The sequence below is a fragment of the Demequina lignilytica genome, assembly GCF_030418375.1.
GTDB classification, from domain to species: Bacteria; Actinomycetota; Actinomycetes; order Actinomycetales; family Demequinaceae; genus Demequina; species Demequina lignilytica.
The window spans coordinates 370,412-385,508 of the sequence record NZ_JAUHPZ010000002.1; the positions used below are offsets into that span (position 1 = coordinate 370,412).

13 protein-coding genes are annotated in these 15,097 nt (G+C 72.3%); 8 read left to right on the forward strand and 5 right to left on the reverse strand.

Annotated elements, in window-relative coordinates:
* Position 1 precedes the first annotated feature (1 nt).
* Positions 2-934 (forward strand): homoserine kinase, encoded by a 933-nt coding sequence (gene thrB, locus QQX13_RS05340; RefSeq protein ID WP_301121770.1) that lies wholly within the window; start codon positions 2-4, stop codon positions 932-934.
* 179 nt (positions 935-1,113) lie between these two features.
* On the opposite strand, the gene QQX13_RS05345 is transcribed toward thrB, so the two are convergent.
* Both QQX13_RS05345 and QQX13_RS05350 read right to left on the reverse strand, forming a co-directional pair.
* Entirely contained in the window at positions 1,114-2,022 is a 909-nt protein-coding gene (locus QQX13_RS05345; RefSeq protein ID WP_301121768.1) for an endonuclease domain-containing protein, read from the reverse strand.
* Positions 2,023-2,231: 209 nt separating this feature from the next.
* On the reverse strand, positions 2,232-3,173 hold the full coding sequence (locus QQX13_RS05350) for a trimeric intracellular cation channel family protein (protein WP_301121766.1): 942 nt from the start codon (positions 3,171-3,173) through the stop codon (positions 2,232-2,234).
* A 36-nt stretch (positions 3,174-3,209) separates the two neighbouring features.
* On the opposite strand from QQX13_RS05350, the gene QQX13_RS05355 reads away from it, so the two are divergent.
* Genes QQX13_RS05355 through QQX13_RS05380 form a run of 6 tightly spaced genes read left to right on the forward strand, consistent with a single transcriptional unit; the run spans position 3,210 to position 11,100 of the window.
* Complete coding sequence (locus QQX13_RS05355; protein ID WP_301121765.1) at positions 3,210-4,163, forward strand: FUSC family protein; 954 nt, start codon at positions 3,210-3,212, stop codon at positions 4,161-4,163.
* Positions 4,160-4,765, forward strand: a complete 606-nt coding sequence (locus QQX13_RS05360; protein WP_301121764.1) for a GNAT family N-acetyltransferase — start codon at positions 4,160-4,162, stop codon at positions 4,763-4,765. Before QQX13_RS05355 ends, QQX13_RS05360 begins: the two co-directional genes overlap by 4 nt.
* 25 nt (positions 4,766-4,790) lie before the next feature.
* Complete coding sequence (locus QQX13_RS05365; RefSeq protein ID WP_301121763.1) at positions 4,791-5,384, forward strand: TetR/AcrR family transcriptional regulator; 594 nt, start codon at positions 4,791-4,793, stop codon at positions 5,382-5,384.
* Positions 5,385-5,388: 4 nt separating this feature from the next.
* Positions 5,389-7,122, forward strand: a complete 1,734-nt coding sequence (locus QQX13_RS05370; RefSeq protein ID WP_301121762.1) for an ABC transporter ATP-binding protein — start codon at positions 5,389-5,391, stop codon at positions 7,120-7,122.
* Positions 7,119-9,104, forward strand: coding sequence for an ABC transporter ATP-binding protein (locus QQX13_RS05375; protein WP_301121761.1), 1,986 nt, complete (start codon positions 7,119-7,121; stop codon positions 9,102-9,104). The genes QQX13_RS05370 and QQX13_RS05375 overlap by 4 nt, the downstream gene beginning before the upstream one ends.
* Positions 9,105-9,159: 55 nt before the next feature.
* On the forward strand, positions 9,160-11,100 hold the full coding sequence (locus QQX13_RS05380) for a beta-galactosidase (RefSeq protein WP_301121760.1): 1,941 nt from the start codon (positions 9,160-9,162) through the stop codon (positions 11,098-11,100).
* Between the two features lie 4 nt (positions 11,101-11,104).
* Here QQX13_RS05380 and QQX13_RS05385 read toward each other — a convergent pair whose 3' ends face one another.
* From QQX13_RS05385 to QQX13_RS05395, 3 genes are read right to left on the reverse strand one after another with little or no spacing between them, the layout of a single operon-like run.
* Positions 11,105-12,151: a TIGR00341 family protein gene (locus QQX13_RS05385; protein WP_301121758.1), complete on the reverse strand. Its 1,047-nt coding sequence runs from the start codon at positions 12,149-12,151 to the stop codon at positions 11,105-11,107.
* Position 12,152: 1 nt separating this feature from the next.
* Positions 12,153-12,464 (reverse strand): SHOCT domain-containing protein, encoded by a 312-nt coding sequence (locus QQX13_RS05390; RefSeq protein ID WP_301121756.1) that lies wholly within the window; start codon positions 12,462-12,464, stop codon positions 12,153-12,155.
* Between the two features lie 16 nt (positions 12,465-12,480).
* Positions 12,481-12,912, reverse strand: coding sequence for a DUF6325 family protein (locus QQX13_RS05395; RefSeq protein WP_301121754.1), 432 nt, complete (start codon positions 12,910-12,912; stop codon positions 12,481-12,483).
* Positions 12,913-13,130: 218 nt separating this feature from the next.
* Here QQX13_RS05395 and rho point away from each other — a divergent pair, with 218 nt between their 5' ends.
* Complete coding sequence (rho, locus tag QQX13_RS05400) at positions 13,131-15,032, forward strand: transcription termination factor Rho (RefSeq protein ID WP_301121850.1); 1,902 nt, start codon at positions 13,131-13,133, stop codon at positions 15,030-15,032.
* The last annotated feature ends 65 nt before the right edge of the window (positions 15,033-15,097 follow it).

The following is a 15,097-nucleotide window of genomic DNA, read 5'->3' on the forward strand; positions in this document are numbered from 1 at the left end:
CATGCGCCTGGCCGCCGACCACGTCCGCGTGACCGTGCCCGCGACCGCGGGGAACCTCGGTCCGGGATTCGACGCGCTCGGGATGGCGCTCGGGGTGGTCGACGACCTGGAGGTGCGGGCCGTCGCCTCCGCCTCCGTGGCCATCGAGATCGAGGGCGAGGGGGCCGACTCGCTCGCACGCGACGAGTCCCACCTGGTGGTGCAGGCGCTGCGCGCCGCGCTCGACCACGTGGGCGCCTCGCAGACCGGCCTGCACATCCGTGCCGTGAACCGGATCCCGCATGGCCGGGGCCTCGGCTCGTCGGCCGCGGCGGTGGTGGCGGGCGTCGTCGCCGCGCGCTCGCTGATCGCCGAGCCCGAGGCGCTGCCGCCGTCCGAGGTGCTCCGCCTCGCGAACGCCTTCGAGGGCCATCCGGACAACGCCGCCCCCGCCATCTACGGCGGTGCGACCGTCGCGTGGAAGGACGCCGACGGCGCGCACGCCCGCGCGCTCACCGTGTCCGACGAGCTCGAGACCGCCGTCCTGATCCCGTCCTCCGTGCTGCCGACCAAGCAGGCGCGCGCCGTGCTGCCGGCGAAGGTGCCGCACGTCGACGCCGCCTTCAACGTGGGCCGCGCGGCGCTGCTGGTCCACGCGCTCGCCGGGTCGCCGGAGGACCTGTTCACGGCGACGTTCGACACGCTCCACCAGGGCTACCGCGCCGACGTGCTGGGACCCGCGACGCTGATGGTCAAGACGCTCCGGGACCGCGGCCTCGCGGCCGTGGTCTCCGGCGCCGGCCCGTCGGTGCTGGTGCTCGGAACCGGACTCGCGGAGGTCGGGCTCGAGTCGGGGACCCCGGACTGGCTGCAGGGCATCGGCGGCGACTCGTGGCGGGTGGTGCACACCACCAAGCGGGTCCCGGGCGCGCAGGGCGTCCGCCTGCAGAGCTGATCTGCCCCCACTAGCCCACCCCTCCCGGCCCACCCGCCCCTCCCGCCCCGCGGCCCTGGCCGGCCCACCCACCCCGCGGCCCGCGGCCCTGGCCGGCCCACCCACCCCGCGGCCCTGCCGGCCCACCCGCCCGGCGGCCCATGAAGCGAATCGTGTCGCTTGAGGACCGGTATCGACTGCTAGGAAGCGAATCGTGCCCGTGCGCGCAGTGCAGCGCGCACGGTCTCGCGGCACCACTCGGGCCGACGCGTGATCTGCGCGTAGGTGAAGTGGAGCGTGGAGATCCCGAGCGTCGCGAGGTCGGCGTCCCTCTCCGCGTCGGCCTCGCGCTGCTCGCCTGCGAGGTGGTACCGCGACCCGTCCAGCTCGACCGACGTCATCGTGGCGGGATCGAACATGTCAAGGTATCTGCGCTTCCCCCGTGCGATCACCGCGTGCTGACGGACGAACCGCCGGAACTCCGCTCCCGTGAACACCTTGGTGAACGCCTCGTGCTCGAGCCACGAGTGCACGCCCGACTCGAATGCGGCGATCACGTTCTCCAGCCCGGCTCGGTCTCGGATCCGCTGCCGAGCTCCGGCGCCCTCGCGGAGCTGGTGCGCGGTCAGCGCGCGACGCTGGAGCGCGGTCAGCACCGCGCCCACCCGCCGGTCCATCGGGCCGCGTGACCAGGCGTCGAGGGAGGCTTCTGTGATCCACGCGATGTCGAGCTCGCCGATCGCGGTGGACCCGGGCGCCGTGCCGGGCTGGAAGGTGCGCAGCCACGAGGTGCCCTCGATGCGCCGGCCACGCGCCGCGGCCACGAGGATCTGGCGTGGCGGCCGGTCGACGACGCCCCGCAGGAACAGTGCGCACTCGCCGGTCAGCACTCCGCGCGTCGCGGTCATCGCTGCGTGCGCGCGCGGCACGGTCGCGAGCTGGTGCGGCGCCGAGACGTACCGACCCGGGAGCACGGCGACCACCTCGCCCGCAGCGATCGCCGTCCGGACGGTGCGGGCGGAGGTCAGCGCGCTCAGCTCGGCGCGGGTCCATGAGCGGTCCCCGCGGTGGACGACCGGTGGGAGGCGGCCTGGGAGCTGACGTGGCATCGCGTCAGGATGCTGGTCAGGTCAGGTGATAGGGGCCTCGGCATCGAGATCTGTGGAGGAGCCGGCACAGAAGTCTTCATGGGGACGATGCGAGGGTTCAGATCGACACGATCCGCGTCATGAGCGGGGGTGGGTTGGAGGGCGGGGGAGGGATGGGGGGCGGGTTGGGGGGCGGGGGAGGAGGGGACTGGGGGCCGGGCTCGGGTCCTTCAGGCTCCCGCCTTGTCCTCCGGGTCCGGCTCGTCCGCCTCGACCGACGCCGCCCATTCCTCCGAGGGCGAGGCGTGGCCCAGCCCTGGCGCGTACTCGTCGATGATGAGCGTCTCGGTGGGCGGGCCGGAGTCCAGCGGCTCCTCGGCCTCCTCCCAGGCCGCGGGCTCCTGCGCCGCCTGCGGCTGCGGATGCGCGAGCGTCACCGCCGCGAGCGAACCGGTCGCGGGGCTCAGGTCGCCGACGCCCTCGGGCAGCGTGCCGTCCTTGCGCGCCCGGCGGAACGCCCGCCGCATCTTCAGCTCGTACGCGTGCTTGCGCGGCTGCGGGACGTTGACGTGGAGCAGGGGCCCGGACAACCGGATCAGCACCGCCACGGCCGTCGAGATCACGAGCGTCACGATCGGCTCCGTGGGCCGCGCGAGCAGCACGTACGTGATGCCCGCGCCCAGGCCCGCGATCGCGTTCGGCGGGCCCATGTACATGATCGACGAGGGTCTGCCCTGGAGCACGTCGCACAGCATCAGCCCTCCCACCGAGGCGATGGTGCCGATCACGACCGCCGGCAGCCACCGCACGCCCGCAAGAAGGGCGGTGTTGACGCCGACCACCGCGAACACGCCGATGATGATCGAGTCGAGCCACCACAGCAGCCGGCCGAGCTTCCGCAGGTAGTACAGGAACAGCATCCCGACGCCGGCGGCCGCCCCGGCCGCGATGAAGTAGGACGGGTCGCGCAGCGACTGCGGGGGGAGCCGTCCGAGCAGGATGTCGCGGATGATCGCACCGCCGAAGCCCATGGCGGCCGAGAGGGTCAGCACGCCCACCAGGTCCGTGTGCTCGTCCTCGCCCGCGCGGATCGCACCGCCGAGCGCGCCGATGAAGACGGCGGCGACGTAGATCCACTGGGGCATGTCGATGAGATCTGCTGCGACGATCACGGCACGAGCCTACGGGCGCGGCCCTAGGCTCGTCGCATGGGATCCCCGCGGACAGCTCTGGTGCCCCCGATGCCGGCGGTGCGGCTCGCCTCCACGGTGGTCGGCGTGCTCGTCGCAGTTGCCGTCGCGGTCGGGCTGGTCGCGGGCGTCGGCGCCGGGGTCGGCGCCGCGCTGGGCGGACTGACCGTGGTGATGGTGTCGCTCATGAGCGGACCGCGCTGGCATGCGGTCGCGCTCGGCGCGGCCGTCGGCGTCATCGCGGCGCTCGCGACGCTCGCGAGGGACGATGCGCTGCTCCTGGGCGTTCTGACCGCCGTCGCCGCGGCGGTGACGCTGCCCGTGGTGCTGCGGTACGGCCCGGTGTGCGGCACTGCGCCGGTGGTGGCCGCGGTCGCGGGGACCGCGGCGGCCGAGATCGGCCCGTGGGCCGCGGCGGTGGGCGTCGTGGTGGCCGCGGTCGCGGTGCCGCTGGCGCTCGCCGCCCTCGGGCTCGCGCGCCTGCCGGCCACCCCGCTTCCGCGTCGCACGACCGCGGCCTACGTCGCGGCGCTCGCCCTCGGGTCGGGGGCGGCGATCGCGATCGGGAGCGCCCTCGAACTCGAGCACGCGCTGTGGCTGGTGGTCGCGCTGAGCGCCGTGCTCGTGCCCGTGAGCGGCGAGACCACCTCGCGTGCGCGCCGCCGCGTGATCGGCACGGTGCTGGGCACGCTCGCCGGCGCCGTCCTCGCGTCGTTCCTGCCCACGTGGCTCGGGATCGCGCTGGCGGTCGCGGCGGCCGTCGGCGGCCTGGCCTGGAGCATCGCCAAGGACGAGATCCGCGGCTCGGCCTTCACCGCCGCGGTGATCGTGCTGCTGGCGGGCGCCGCGTCGACCGCCGGGGCCTGGGATGCGGCGCTGCAGCGGATCGGCCTCACGGTCATCGGGGTGGTCGTGGCGATCGCCCTGGCCCTGCTCATCGCGCGAGTCGAGCGGGAGGAGGAGGCGCCGTGACCATCCGGCCGGCCGCGCCCACGGACCACGACGCGATCGCGCGCGTCTGCCTCCTCACCGGCGCCCAGGGCGGCGATGCGACCGGACGCTTCGGCGACGACTCGTCGTTGAGCGACGTGTACGCGACGCCCTACCTCCACGGCCCCGGTGCCTTCTGCCTGGTCTGGGACGTCGATGGCGAGGCCCGCGGCTACGTGCTCGGCGCGGCGGACACGGGGGCCTTCCAGGACTGGTTCGTCGCCGAGTGGTGGCCGCACGTGGGCCCCCGGCACGTCGCGCGCACCGCCGCGGACGCGTGGCTCCTGCCCTCTGCGGCCGACCCCGGCCGCATGCTGATCCCGCAGCTCGCCGACTACCCGGCGCACCTGCACATCGACCTCCTTCCCGATCAGCAGGGCAGGGGCGCGGGCCGCGCCCTGATCGACGCCGCCTGCGCCCTGCTCGCGGAGCGCGGCGTGCCGGGCGTCCACCTGGTCGCGGAGCGTGCGAACCGAGGCGCGCAGGCCTTCTACCCGCGCGTGGGCTTCCGCGCGGTGGGCTGGGACGATGCGACGGTCACCTTCGCTCGGACCCTCCCGGGCGACCCGCCGGTTGCGAAGTGAGCACTCACTCACTTACGATGCGCTGGTGAACGCCACCCGCGCCCCCCGCATGTCCCCCGAGGACCGGCGCGCGCACATCGTCGCGGCGACCGTCCCGCTGATCCTCGAGCACGGCGCGGAGGTCACCACCCGCCAGATCGCGGACGCGGCGGGCATCGCCGAGGGCACGGTGTTCCGTGCGTTCGCGGACAAGCACGAGCTCATCGACGCGTGCATCGCGCACGTCATGGACCCGGCGGACTCGATCCGCGTGCTCGAGGGCATCGACGGTGCGCAGCCGCTCGAGGCCAAGATCGAGCAGGTGGTGACCCTGCTCCACGACCGCGTCGGGGCCGTGGTCCGCTTCATGACCGCCCTCGGGCCACGCGATCACGAGCGTCACCGCAAGGGCCGCCCCGGCGACCACCACCACCCTCCGCTGGGCGAGGTGACGGACGTGGTCACCGACCTGCTCGCGCCGGACGCCGACCGGCTGCGCGTCCCCGTCGCGACAGCCGTCGAATATCTGCGCATCCTGGTGTTCGGCACCGCGATGCCCTTCCTCTCGAGCGGGGCGGCGTCCGATCCGGCCCAGCTCGCCACCTTCATCCTCCATGGCATCGCCAAGGAAGGGGACTGATCCCATGCTCTGGCCGCTCCTCGTGAGCTCCGTCAAGCCGTACTGGCGCCTGCTGGTCGGCGTGATCGTCTTCCAGTTCGCGCAGGCGATGGTCAACCTGTACCTGCCGACCCTCAACGCCGACATCATCGACAAGGGCGTCGCCGTGGGCGACACGGGCTACATCTGGCGGATGGGCGGCTGGATGCTGCTGCTGTCCTTCGTGGGCATCGCGTGCACCATCACCGCGGTGTACTTCGGCGCGAAGATCGCGATGCGCGTCGGCCGTGACCTGCGCGGGGACATCTTCGGCCGGGTCGGGACGTTCTCCGAGGCCGAGGTCCAGCGCTTCGGCGCCCCCTCGCTCATCACTCGCACCAGCAACGACGTCCAGCAGGTCCAGATGCTCGTGCTCATGACCTGCACGCTGCTGATGACCACGCCGTTCACGCTGATCGGCGGGATCATCCTGGCGCTCGAGCAGGACGTCGAGCTCTCCTGGATCATGGCGGTCGCGATCCCGCTCCTGCTCGTGATCGTCTCCCTGATCGTGTGGCGGATGGTCCCGCACTTCCGCCGCATGCAGGTGCGGATCGACGGCATCAACCGGGTGCTGCGCGAGCAGCTGACCGGCATCCGCGTGGTGCGCGCCTTCGTGCGCGAGCACGTCGAGGAGGAGCGCTTCGGCGACGCGAACGACCTGGTGACGGAGTCCGCCCTCAAGGCCGGACGGCTCATGGCCGCGATGTTCCCGCTCGTGCTGCTCGTGGTGAACATCAGCTCCGCCGCGGTGATCTGGTTCGGCGGCTACCGGATCGACGCAGGCGAGATGCAGGTGGGCGCGCTGACGGCGTTCCTCAGCTACCTCATCCAGATCCTCTTCTCGGTGCTGATGGCGACCTTCCTCTTCGTGCTGGTGCCCCGCGCCGCCGTCTCCGCTGACCGGATCGGGGAGGTGCTCTCCACGCGCTCCACGGTCACGGTGGACGATGCGGCGGTCGAGGTCCCCTCGACCGGGGAGGTGGTCTTCGAGGACGTCACGTTCACCTACCCGGGCGCCGAGCAGCCGGTGCTCGCCGGCATCTCGTTCACGGCGCGGCGCGGCACCACCACCGCGATCATCGGCTCGACCGGCGCCGGCAAGTCCACGCTCGTCAACCTGATCCCGCGGCTCTACGACGCGACCGGCGGCACCGTCCGTGTGGGCGGCGTCGACGTGCGCGATGCCGACCTCGAGTCCCTGTGGACGCGGATCGGCGTGGTGCCGCAGCGTCCCTACCTGTTCGCGGGCACCGTCGCGAGCAACCTCCGCTACGGCCGCGAGGAGGCCACCGACGACGAGCTGTGGGAGGCGCTCGCGATCGCGCAGGGCGAGGACTTCGTGCGTGCCATGCCCGAGCGGCTGGACACGCCCGTCGCCCAGGGCGGCACCACCGTGTCCGGTGGCCAGCGTCAGCGCCTGTCCATCGCCCGCGCGCTGGTGCGGCGCCCGGACATCCTCGTGTTCGACGACTCGTTCAGCGCGCTCGACACGGCGACCGACGCCCGCCTGCGGGCGGCCCTCGACCGTGACGTCACCGACGCGACGGTGATCGTGGTCGCCCAACGCGTGAGCAGCATCGTCGACGCGGACCAGATCCTCGTCATGGAGGACGGCCGGATCGTCGACCGCGGCACCCACGCCGAGCTCCTCGAGACGTCCCCGACCTACCAGGAGATCGTCAGTACCCAGCTGCGAGCCGAGGAGGTGGCGGGATGAGCGAGCGCACCGAGACCGTCAAGCGCCCTCAGGAGCGCCAGCACGGCCCGATGGGTCCCGGCATGGGCGCGCCCTCCGAGAAGGCCTCGAACTTCGCGGAGTCCGGCAAGCGCCTCGCGGGGCTGCTCCGGCCCGAGCTGGCGCTGGTGGTCCTCGTGGTCGTCGTCGGCGCGGGATCCGTCGCGCTGTCCGTGGTCGGGCCCAAGATCCTGGGCAACGCCACCACCGTGATCTTCGAGGGATTCCTCGCGGGCGGGGTCGACTTCGACAGGCTCCACGGCATCCTGCTGTGGGTCGTCATCATCTACATCGGCTCGGCCATCCTGGGGCTGCTCCAGGGCTTCATCCTCAACGGGGTCACCCAGCGAACCGTGTTCCGGCTGCGCGAGAGCGTGGAGCAGAAGATCCACCGCCTGCCGCTCAGCTACTTCGACCGTCACCAGCGCGGCGACCTGCTCAGCCGCGTCACGAACGACATCGACAACATCTCCCAGACCCTCCAGCAGACGCTGAGCCAGGTGTTCATCTCGGTCCTCACCGTGATCGGCATCCTCGGCATGATGTTCTCGATCTCGTGGGAGCTCGCGCTGGTCGCGCTGGTCTCGATCCCGCTCACCGCGGTCGTCGTCGCCCAGATCGCCAAGCGCTCGCAGCCCAAGTTCGTCGCCCAGTGGAAGCACACCGGCGAGCTGAACTCGCAGATCGAGGAGGGCTACACCGGTCACGCGCTGGTCAAGGTGTTCGGCCGTCAGCGCGAGTCGCGTGCCGAGTTCGCGCGCAAGAACGAGGAGCTCTACGAGGCGAGCTTCGGCGCCCAGTTCATCTCGGGCATCATCATGCCGAGCGCCATGTTCATCGGGAACCTGGTCTACGTCGCGATCGCCGTGATCGGCGGGCTGCGGGTCGCGAGCGGCACCATGACCCTCGGCGATGTGCAGGCGTTCATCCAGTACTCGCGCCAGTTCCAGCAGCCCATCAGCCAGCTGGGCTCGATGGCGAACCTGCTGCAGTCCGGCGTCGCCTCCGCCGAGCGCGTGTTCGAGCTGCTCGACGCGGACGAGCAGGGCCCCGACCCTGACCCGGCGCAGTCGCCGGACGACGACCACGGCAGGCTCGTGTTCGAGGACGTGGCCTTCCGCTACGTCGAGGACAAGCCGCTCATCGACGGCCTCGACCTCACCGTCGAGCCCGGCCGCACGGTGGCGATCGTGGGGCCCACGGGCGCGGGCAAGACCACGCTGGTCAACCTGATCATGCGCTTCTACGAGCTCAACGCCGGGCGCATCACGCTGGACGGCACCGACATCGCCCAGATGACCCGCGAGGACCTGCGCGCCCGCACGGGCATGGTGCTCCAGGACACCTGGCTGTTCGGCGGCACCATCCGCGACAACATCGCGTACGGCCGCACCGGGGCCACGGAGGAGGAGATCCTGGCGGCGGCGAAGGCGGCATATGTCGACCGGTTCGTGCACTCGCTGCCGGACGGGTACGACACCGCGCTCGACGACGACGCGACCAACATCTCCGCGGGCGAGCGCCAGCTGATCACGATCGCCCGCGCGTTCGTGGCGCAGCCGCAGGTGCTGATCCTCGACGAGGCGACCAGCTCCGTCGACACCCGCACCGAGCTGCTGGTGCAGCGCGCCATGGCCGAGCTGCGCAAGGACCGGACCGCGTTCGTGATCGCGCACCGCCTCTCGACCATCCGCGACGCGGACCTGATCCTGGTGATGGAGAACGGCGGGATCGTGGAGCAGGGGAACCATGCCCAGCTGCTCCGGGCTAAGGGCGCCTACGCGCGGCTCTACGAGGCGCAGTTCGCGGCGCCGATCGACGAGGTCGAGCCGCCGCTCGACCCGGTCGACCCGGCCACCGGCGAGATCGCCACCGTCTTCGACGCGCCGGGCGTGGTGCCCCACTCGGACTCCCCGCGGCACGCGGGCGAGGACCTCGACGACCCCGACGTCGAGCGGGGCTGAGCCACCGGGACCACGGCACCCCCGCATCGTCCCGGCGCGCGCCTACGATGCGGGGGTGACCTCCTCCGCCATCCCCACCCCGTCAGGAATGAACCGCCTCTGGTACGGCGGCGACTACAACCCCGAGCAGTGGCCGCGCGAGGTCTGGGACGACGACATGCGGCTGATGAGCCGCGCCGGCGTGACCGTCGCGACCATCGGCGTGTTCTCGTGGGCGCGCCTCGAGCCGCGTGACGGCGAGTACGACCTCGCGTGGCTCGACGACCTGATGGACCTGCTCCACGCCACCGGGGTGCGCGCGGACCTCGCCACCGCGACCGCGTCGCCGCCCAAGTGGCTGATCGACAAGCACCCGGAGATCCTGCCCGTCACGCAGGACGGCACGGTGCTGAGCCACGGCGGCCGGCAGCACTACCGGCCCGCGTCGGCGGCGTACCGGGAGCACGCGACGCGGCTGGTGCGGGTGCTCGCCGAGCGCTACGGCGACCACCCCGCGCTCGAGGCGTGGCACGTGAACAACGAGTACGGCTGCCACGTCAGCCGCGACTACTCGGACGATGCGGCGGCGGGCTTCCGCGCCTGGCTCGCCGAGCGCTACGGCACCATCGACGCGCTCAACGCGGCCTGGGGGACGGCGTTCTGGTCACAGCTGTACACCTCGTTCGACCAGGTCGACCCGCCGCGGGTGACGCCCGCGGGCACCAACCCCACGCAGACGCTCGACTTCGACCGCTACAGCTCGGACGAGCTCCGCGCGTGCATGCGGGCCGAGATCGCCGTGCTCCGCGAGGTCACGCCCGAGATCCCGGTCACCACGAACTTCATGGGCTTCTTCAAGGGCCTCGACTACTGGACGTGGGCCGGCGATCTGGACTTCGTGACCGACGACCACTACCCGGACCCCGAGGACCCGGAGGCGTACGTGCTCGCGGCGATGACCCGCGACCTCATGCGGGGGCTGGGAGGCGGTCGCCCGTGGATCCTCATGGAGCAGGCGACCAGCGCGGTCAACTGGCGGGACTTCAACGCGCCCAAGCCGGCGGGGATGCACCGCCTGCTGTCGCTCCAGTCGGTGGCGCGCGGCGCCGACGGCATCATGCAGTTCCAGTGGCGGCAGTCGAAGGCGGGCTCCGAGAAGTTCCACTCCGCGATGGTGCCCCACGCGGGCGAGGACTCCAGGGTCTATCGGGAGACCGAGGCGCTCGGGGCGGAGCTCGCGTCGCTGTCGCACCTGCGCGGCACCCGCAGCGAGGCACGCGTCGCGATGGTGGTGGACTGGCCCAGCTGGTGGGCCCTCGAGCAGGACTCGATGCCCGCGCGGATCTCCTACGTCGAGCAGCTGCTGCGCTGGTACCGCGCGCTCCACCGGCGGGGCGTCCTGGTGGACATGGTGCCGGCCGCGGGCGACCTCGACGGCTACGACGTGGTCGTGGTCGCCGGCGCGCTCGCGCTGTCGGACGATGCGGTGGCGGCCCTCGCCGCCGTGCCCGCCCGCGGCGGGCAGCTGGTGGTCGGCTACCAGACGGCGGTGCTCGACGAGCACGCGCACGCGCGGCTCGGCGGCTACCTGGGCGACCTCCAGCAGACTCTCGGGGTCTGGATCGAGGAGCTGTGGCCGCTGCGCTCCGGCGCGCTCGCCGGTGTGGCCGCGGGGCCGGTCTCCGAGTGGGGCGAGCACGTGCGCGTACGCGACGCCGAGGTGCTGGCCACCTTCTCGGGCGGGGACCTCGACGGGCTGCCCGCGATCACGCGCCGCGCCGACGGCGACGGCGCGGGCTGGTACGTCGCGACGGCGCCGGGGGCCCTCGGGGAGCTCGTCGAGCGCGTGCTGGACGATGCGGGGGTCGCGTGGTCCTCGCTGCCCGCGGGCGTCGAGGCGGTGGAGCGGGGCGGGCACCGGTTCGTGCTCAACCATTCCGCGGTGCCGGTCGAGGTCGAGGTGGCGGGCCGGTCCTACGGCGTCCCCTCGCGGGACGCGGTGATCGACCCGCTCTGAGCCGTCACCCCACGGTCTCCGGGGCCTCCAGGTGGTCGGCGTCGTACGTGTAGGTGGGCACCAGCTCGATCGTGATCAGCGAGGTGTCGAGGCCGTTGGCCTCCATGTCCGCGTACACCGGCGCCATGTCCGGCAGAGGTGGCTGGCCCTTGACGATCACATGGAGCCGGTCGTTCTCGCGCAACGCGACGGAGACGATCTCCCACCGCGTCCCCTCGGTGATGTCCTCGATGTAGGTCGTGATGCGACCGATGCGGGAGGTGTCCTCGAGCGCCTTCAGGGACGAGTACGTCAGGGGCACGGCGACGATCAGCAGCATCACCATGGTGGTGAGGTAGGCGCGGGCGCGGCGGCGACGCTCCGCCTCCTTGTCCTCGGCCATCTCGATGCGCACCTTGGCGAACCCGTACACCGCCATCGTCACGGATCCGGTGGCGAGGATCGCCGCGACGTTGGTCACGAACAGCAGCAGCGCGCCCACCGACTGCGCGTAGGCGCCCGACTCGAGCGTGAGGCCCACCACGCAGAGCGGCGGCACCAGCGAGATCGCGATGGCGACGCCGGGGAGCGTGTCGGAGATGTCGGAGCGCAGCAGCGCGACGGAGCCGACCAGGCCGGTCGCGAGAGCGGCGACCAGGTCGATCAGGCCGGGGGAGACGCGGCCGGCCACCTGGGCGTTGGTCTCGGCGACGATCGGCTGCACCATCAGCAGCCCCATCACGAACCCGACGCCGATCGCGGCGGCGACCCCGGCGACCATCATCCCGACGGACTTCATCAGGTTGCGATGGTCGCCGAGCACCGTGGCGAGCATCGTCCCCTGGATGGGCCGCATCAGCGGGGCCACGATCATCGCGCCGATCACGGTCGCCGTGGAGTTCGCGATCACGCCCGCGCTCGCGATCGCCGAGGCGAGCAGCAGCAGGAGCCAGAACCGCGTGGTCTGGGAGCGCACGGTGGGGCCGTCGAAGAAGACGGCGTCGCGCATGTAGTCGACGGTGTTGAGCTTCGCGCCCCAGCGCGTCTCGCGGGGCGTGGAGGCGGCGGTCATGTCAGCCCAGGAGCTTGGCCTTGGCGGCCGCGAACTCCGCGTCCGAGAGGAGCCCCGCGTTCTTCATCTCGGCGAGCTGCGCGAGCTTCGCCATCAGGTCGTCCCCGCCGGCCGTCGGAGGCGCCACCTGCGCGGGAGCGGGCGCCGCGGCGACCACCTGTGGCTCGGGAGCGGCGTACTGGGGCTGCTGTGCCTGCGCGCGCGCCGCCTGCCGCCGCGCGACGTTGCCCGACACCGCGGTCGCCGTTCCCGAGATGACCGCCGTGCGAGCCATCGTGCCGAGGAGCCCCGGCCGTCCCATCCTGCGAGGCATGTGCGTCCCCTTCCTCTCAGGCCTCGGCGCCGATGGCGTCGAGGACCTCCTGCACGACCGGACCCGGCACGCGGACGCTGTCGAGCAGCTCGCCGCCCGCGGCGGTGATCGCGTCCCGCAGCGGCTTCACCCACGTGTGCTCGAAGCAGAGCACGGCGGCGGCGGCGCCCACCGGCAGCTCGTCGATGAGCGCCTCGACGTCCTCGTCGTTGAGCAGCCCGTCGATCTCGCGCACGATCGCCCCGAGCTGCGCGATCGCCGGGTCGTCCGTGGCCTCCTCGAGCTCGAGGATCTCGACCGAGTCCTCGGCGTCCTTGCGTACCACGACGCCGTCCACGATCGAGATGGTGCCCGAGGCGACCAGCCTCTCGAGCTCCGGCATGATCGACCCGTCGAAGCGCCCGTGGGCGAAGCCGATGGTGACGATCTCGACAGGTCCCAGCGTCATGACGCACCCCCGCACTCGGCTCTCGGACGGAGCCCCTCCTCGCAGGCTATTGCGCGGTGGCGGGGGCGGCAACAGGAGCGGGACGTGCATGCCGACACGCGCGCCACCAGGCGCGATTGTGCGTCATCCGGCGGCGGTGCTAGCCTGGACCCGCTTCCTCCGGCTGGCATTCGGGCCACGGAGAGCAGGCAATCCACGTTTCAGGCGGCTAGCCGATGATGACTTCCGTGAGCCGTACCCGCGTGGACCGATCTCGCATTTCTGGAGCCGCAGGGGCTCGTGCGAGGAAAGGAAAGTACGTGACCGACACGACCGTGGCGCCCGACCAGACCGCCACCCTCACCGCGATGAAGCTGCCGCAGCTCCAGGCCCTCGCTGCCGAGCTCGGCGTCTCCGGCACCGCGCGCATGCGCAAGAAGGACCTGATCGAGGCCATCAAGAACGGCGGCATCGTCCCCGCGAAGGCGCCCGCCGCGCCCGCCGCGAAGGACGCCGAGAAGGCCACGGAGGCCCCCGCCGACCAGGCGGCCGACAAGCCCGCCACCCGTTCCCGCTCCCGCCGGGCGCAGCGCCCCGCCGAGGCGCCGGCCGAGAAGGCGGCCCCCGCCGCCGACGAGGACCCCGCGGAGCGCAACCGCCGCGCCAAGGAGGAGCTCGCCGCGGACCTGGCGCAGGCCGCCGGGAAGCCCGCCGCATCGTCCTCCGAGGGGGAGGACGCCGAGTCCCGCGCCCGCCGCGCCAAGGACGCGATCAGCTCCTCGCTGCCGCAGGGCGACGGCGATCAGGCGTCCGGCGACGGCCGACAGCAGCAGGGCCGTCAGCAGCAGGGCGGCCAGGCGGGCCAGGACGACGACGAGCGCGGCGGCCGCCGCCGCCGCGGACGCGGTCGTGGCCGCAACCGCGGGCGCGAGCGCGACGGCGCCGAGGGCACCGCCCCGCAGCAGCAGGTCGACGAGGACGACGTCTTCGACGACGAGGAGGTGACGCCCGTCGGCGGGATCGTCGACATCCTCGACAACTACGCGTTCATCCGGACCACCGGCTACCTCCCGGGCAAGTCCGACGTGTACGTCTCGATGAACCAGATCAAGAAGTACGGCCTGCGCAAGGGCGACGCGATCACCGGCACCGTGCGCCCGCCCCGTCCGGGCGAGCGCGGCCAGCGCCAGAAGTTCTCCGCCCTCGCGGGCGTGGACACGGTGAACGGCCAGACGCCGGACGACGCGCGCCACCGCCCGGCGTTCGGCGACCTGACGCCGCTGTACCCGCAGCAGCGCCTGCACCTCGAGACCGACCCGCGCAACATGACCAACCGGGTGATCGACCTCGTCGCGCCCATCGGCAAGGGTCAGCGCGGCCTGATCGTCTCCCCGCCGAAGGCCGGCAAGACGCTCGTGCTGCAGTCGATCGCGAACGCGATCACCACGAACAACCCCGAGGTCCACCTCATGGTCGTGCTCGTCGACGAGCGCCCCGAGGAGGTCACGGACATGCAGCGCACGGTGAAGGGCGAGGTCATCGCCTCGACCTTCGACCGCCCCGCCGACGACCACACCACGGTCGCCGAGCTCGCGATCGAGCGCGCCAAGCGCCTGGTCGAGATGGGCCACGACGTGGTCGTGCTGCTCGACTCGATCACCCGCCTGGGCCGCGCCTACAACATCGCCGCCCCGGCCTCGGGCCGCATCCTGTCGGGTGGCGTCGACTCGTCGGCGCTGTACCCGCCCAAGCGCTTCTTCGGCGCCGCGCGCAACATCGAGGACGGCGGCTCGCTCACGATCCTCGCGACCGCGCTGGTCGAGACCGGTTCGAAGGCCGACGAGGTGATCTTCGAGGAGTTCAAGGGCACCGGCAACATGGAGCTCAAGCTCTCGCGCACGCTCGCCGACCGCCGGATCTTCCCCGCCGTCGACGTCAACGCGTCGGGCACGCGCCGCGAGGAGATCCTCATGGGCCCCGACGAGCTCAAGATCCACTGGAAGCTGCGCCGCGTGCTGACCGCTCTCGAGCAGCAGCAGGCGATCGAGCTGCTCCTGGGCCGGCTCAAGGAGAACAAGTCCAACGCCGAGTTCCTGATGCAGGTCGCGAAGACCACGCCGGGCTCGGACGAGGAGAAGTAGCAGCACCTGCGCCTCCGGCTGCGGCCCGCGAGGGTCGCGGTCGCGCGCCCGTGATGGCGGATCGG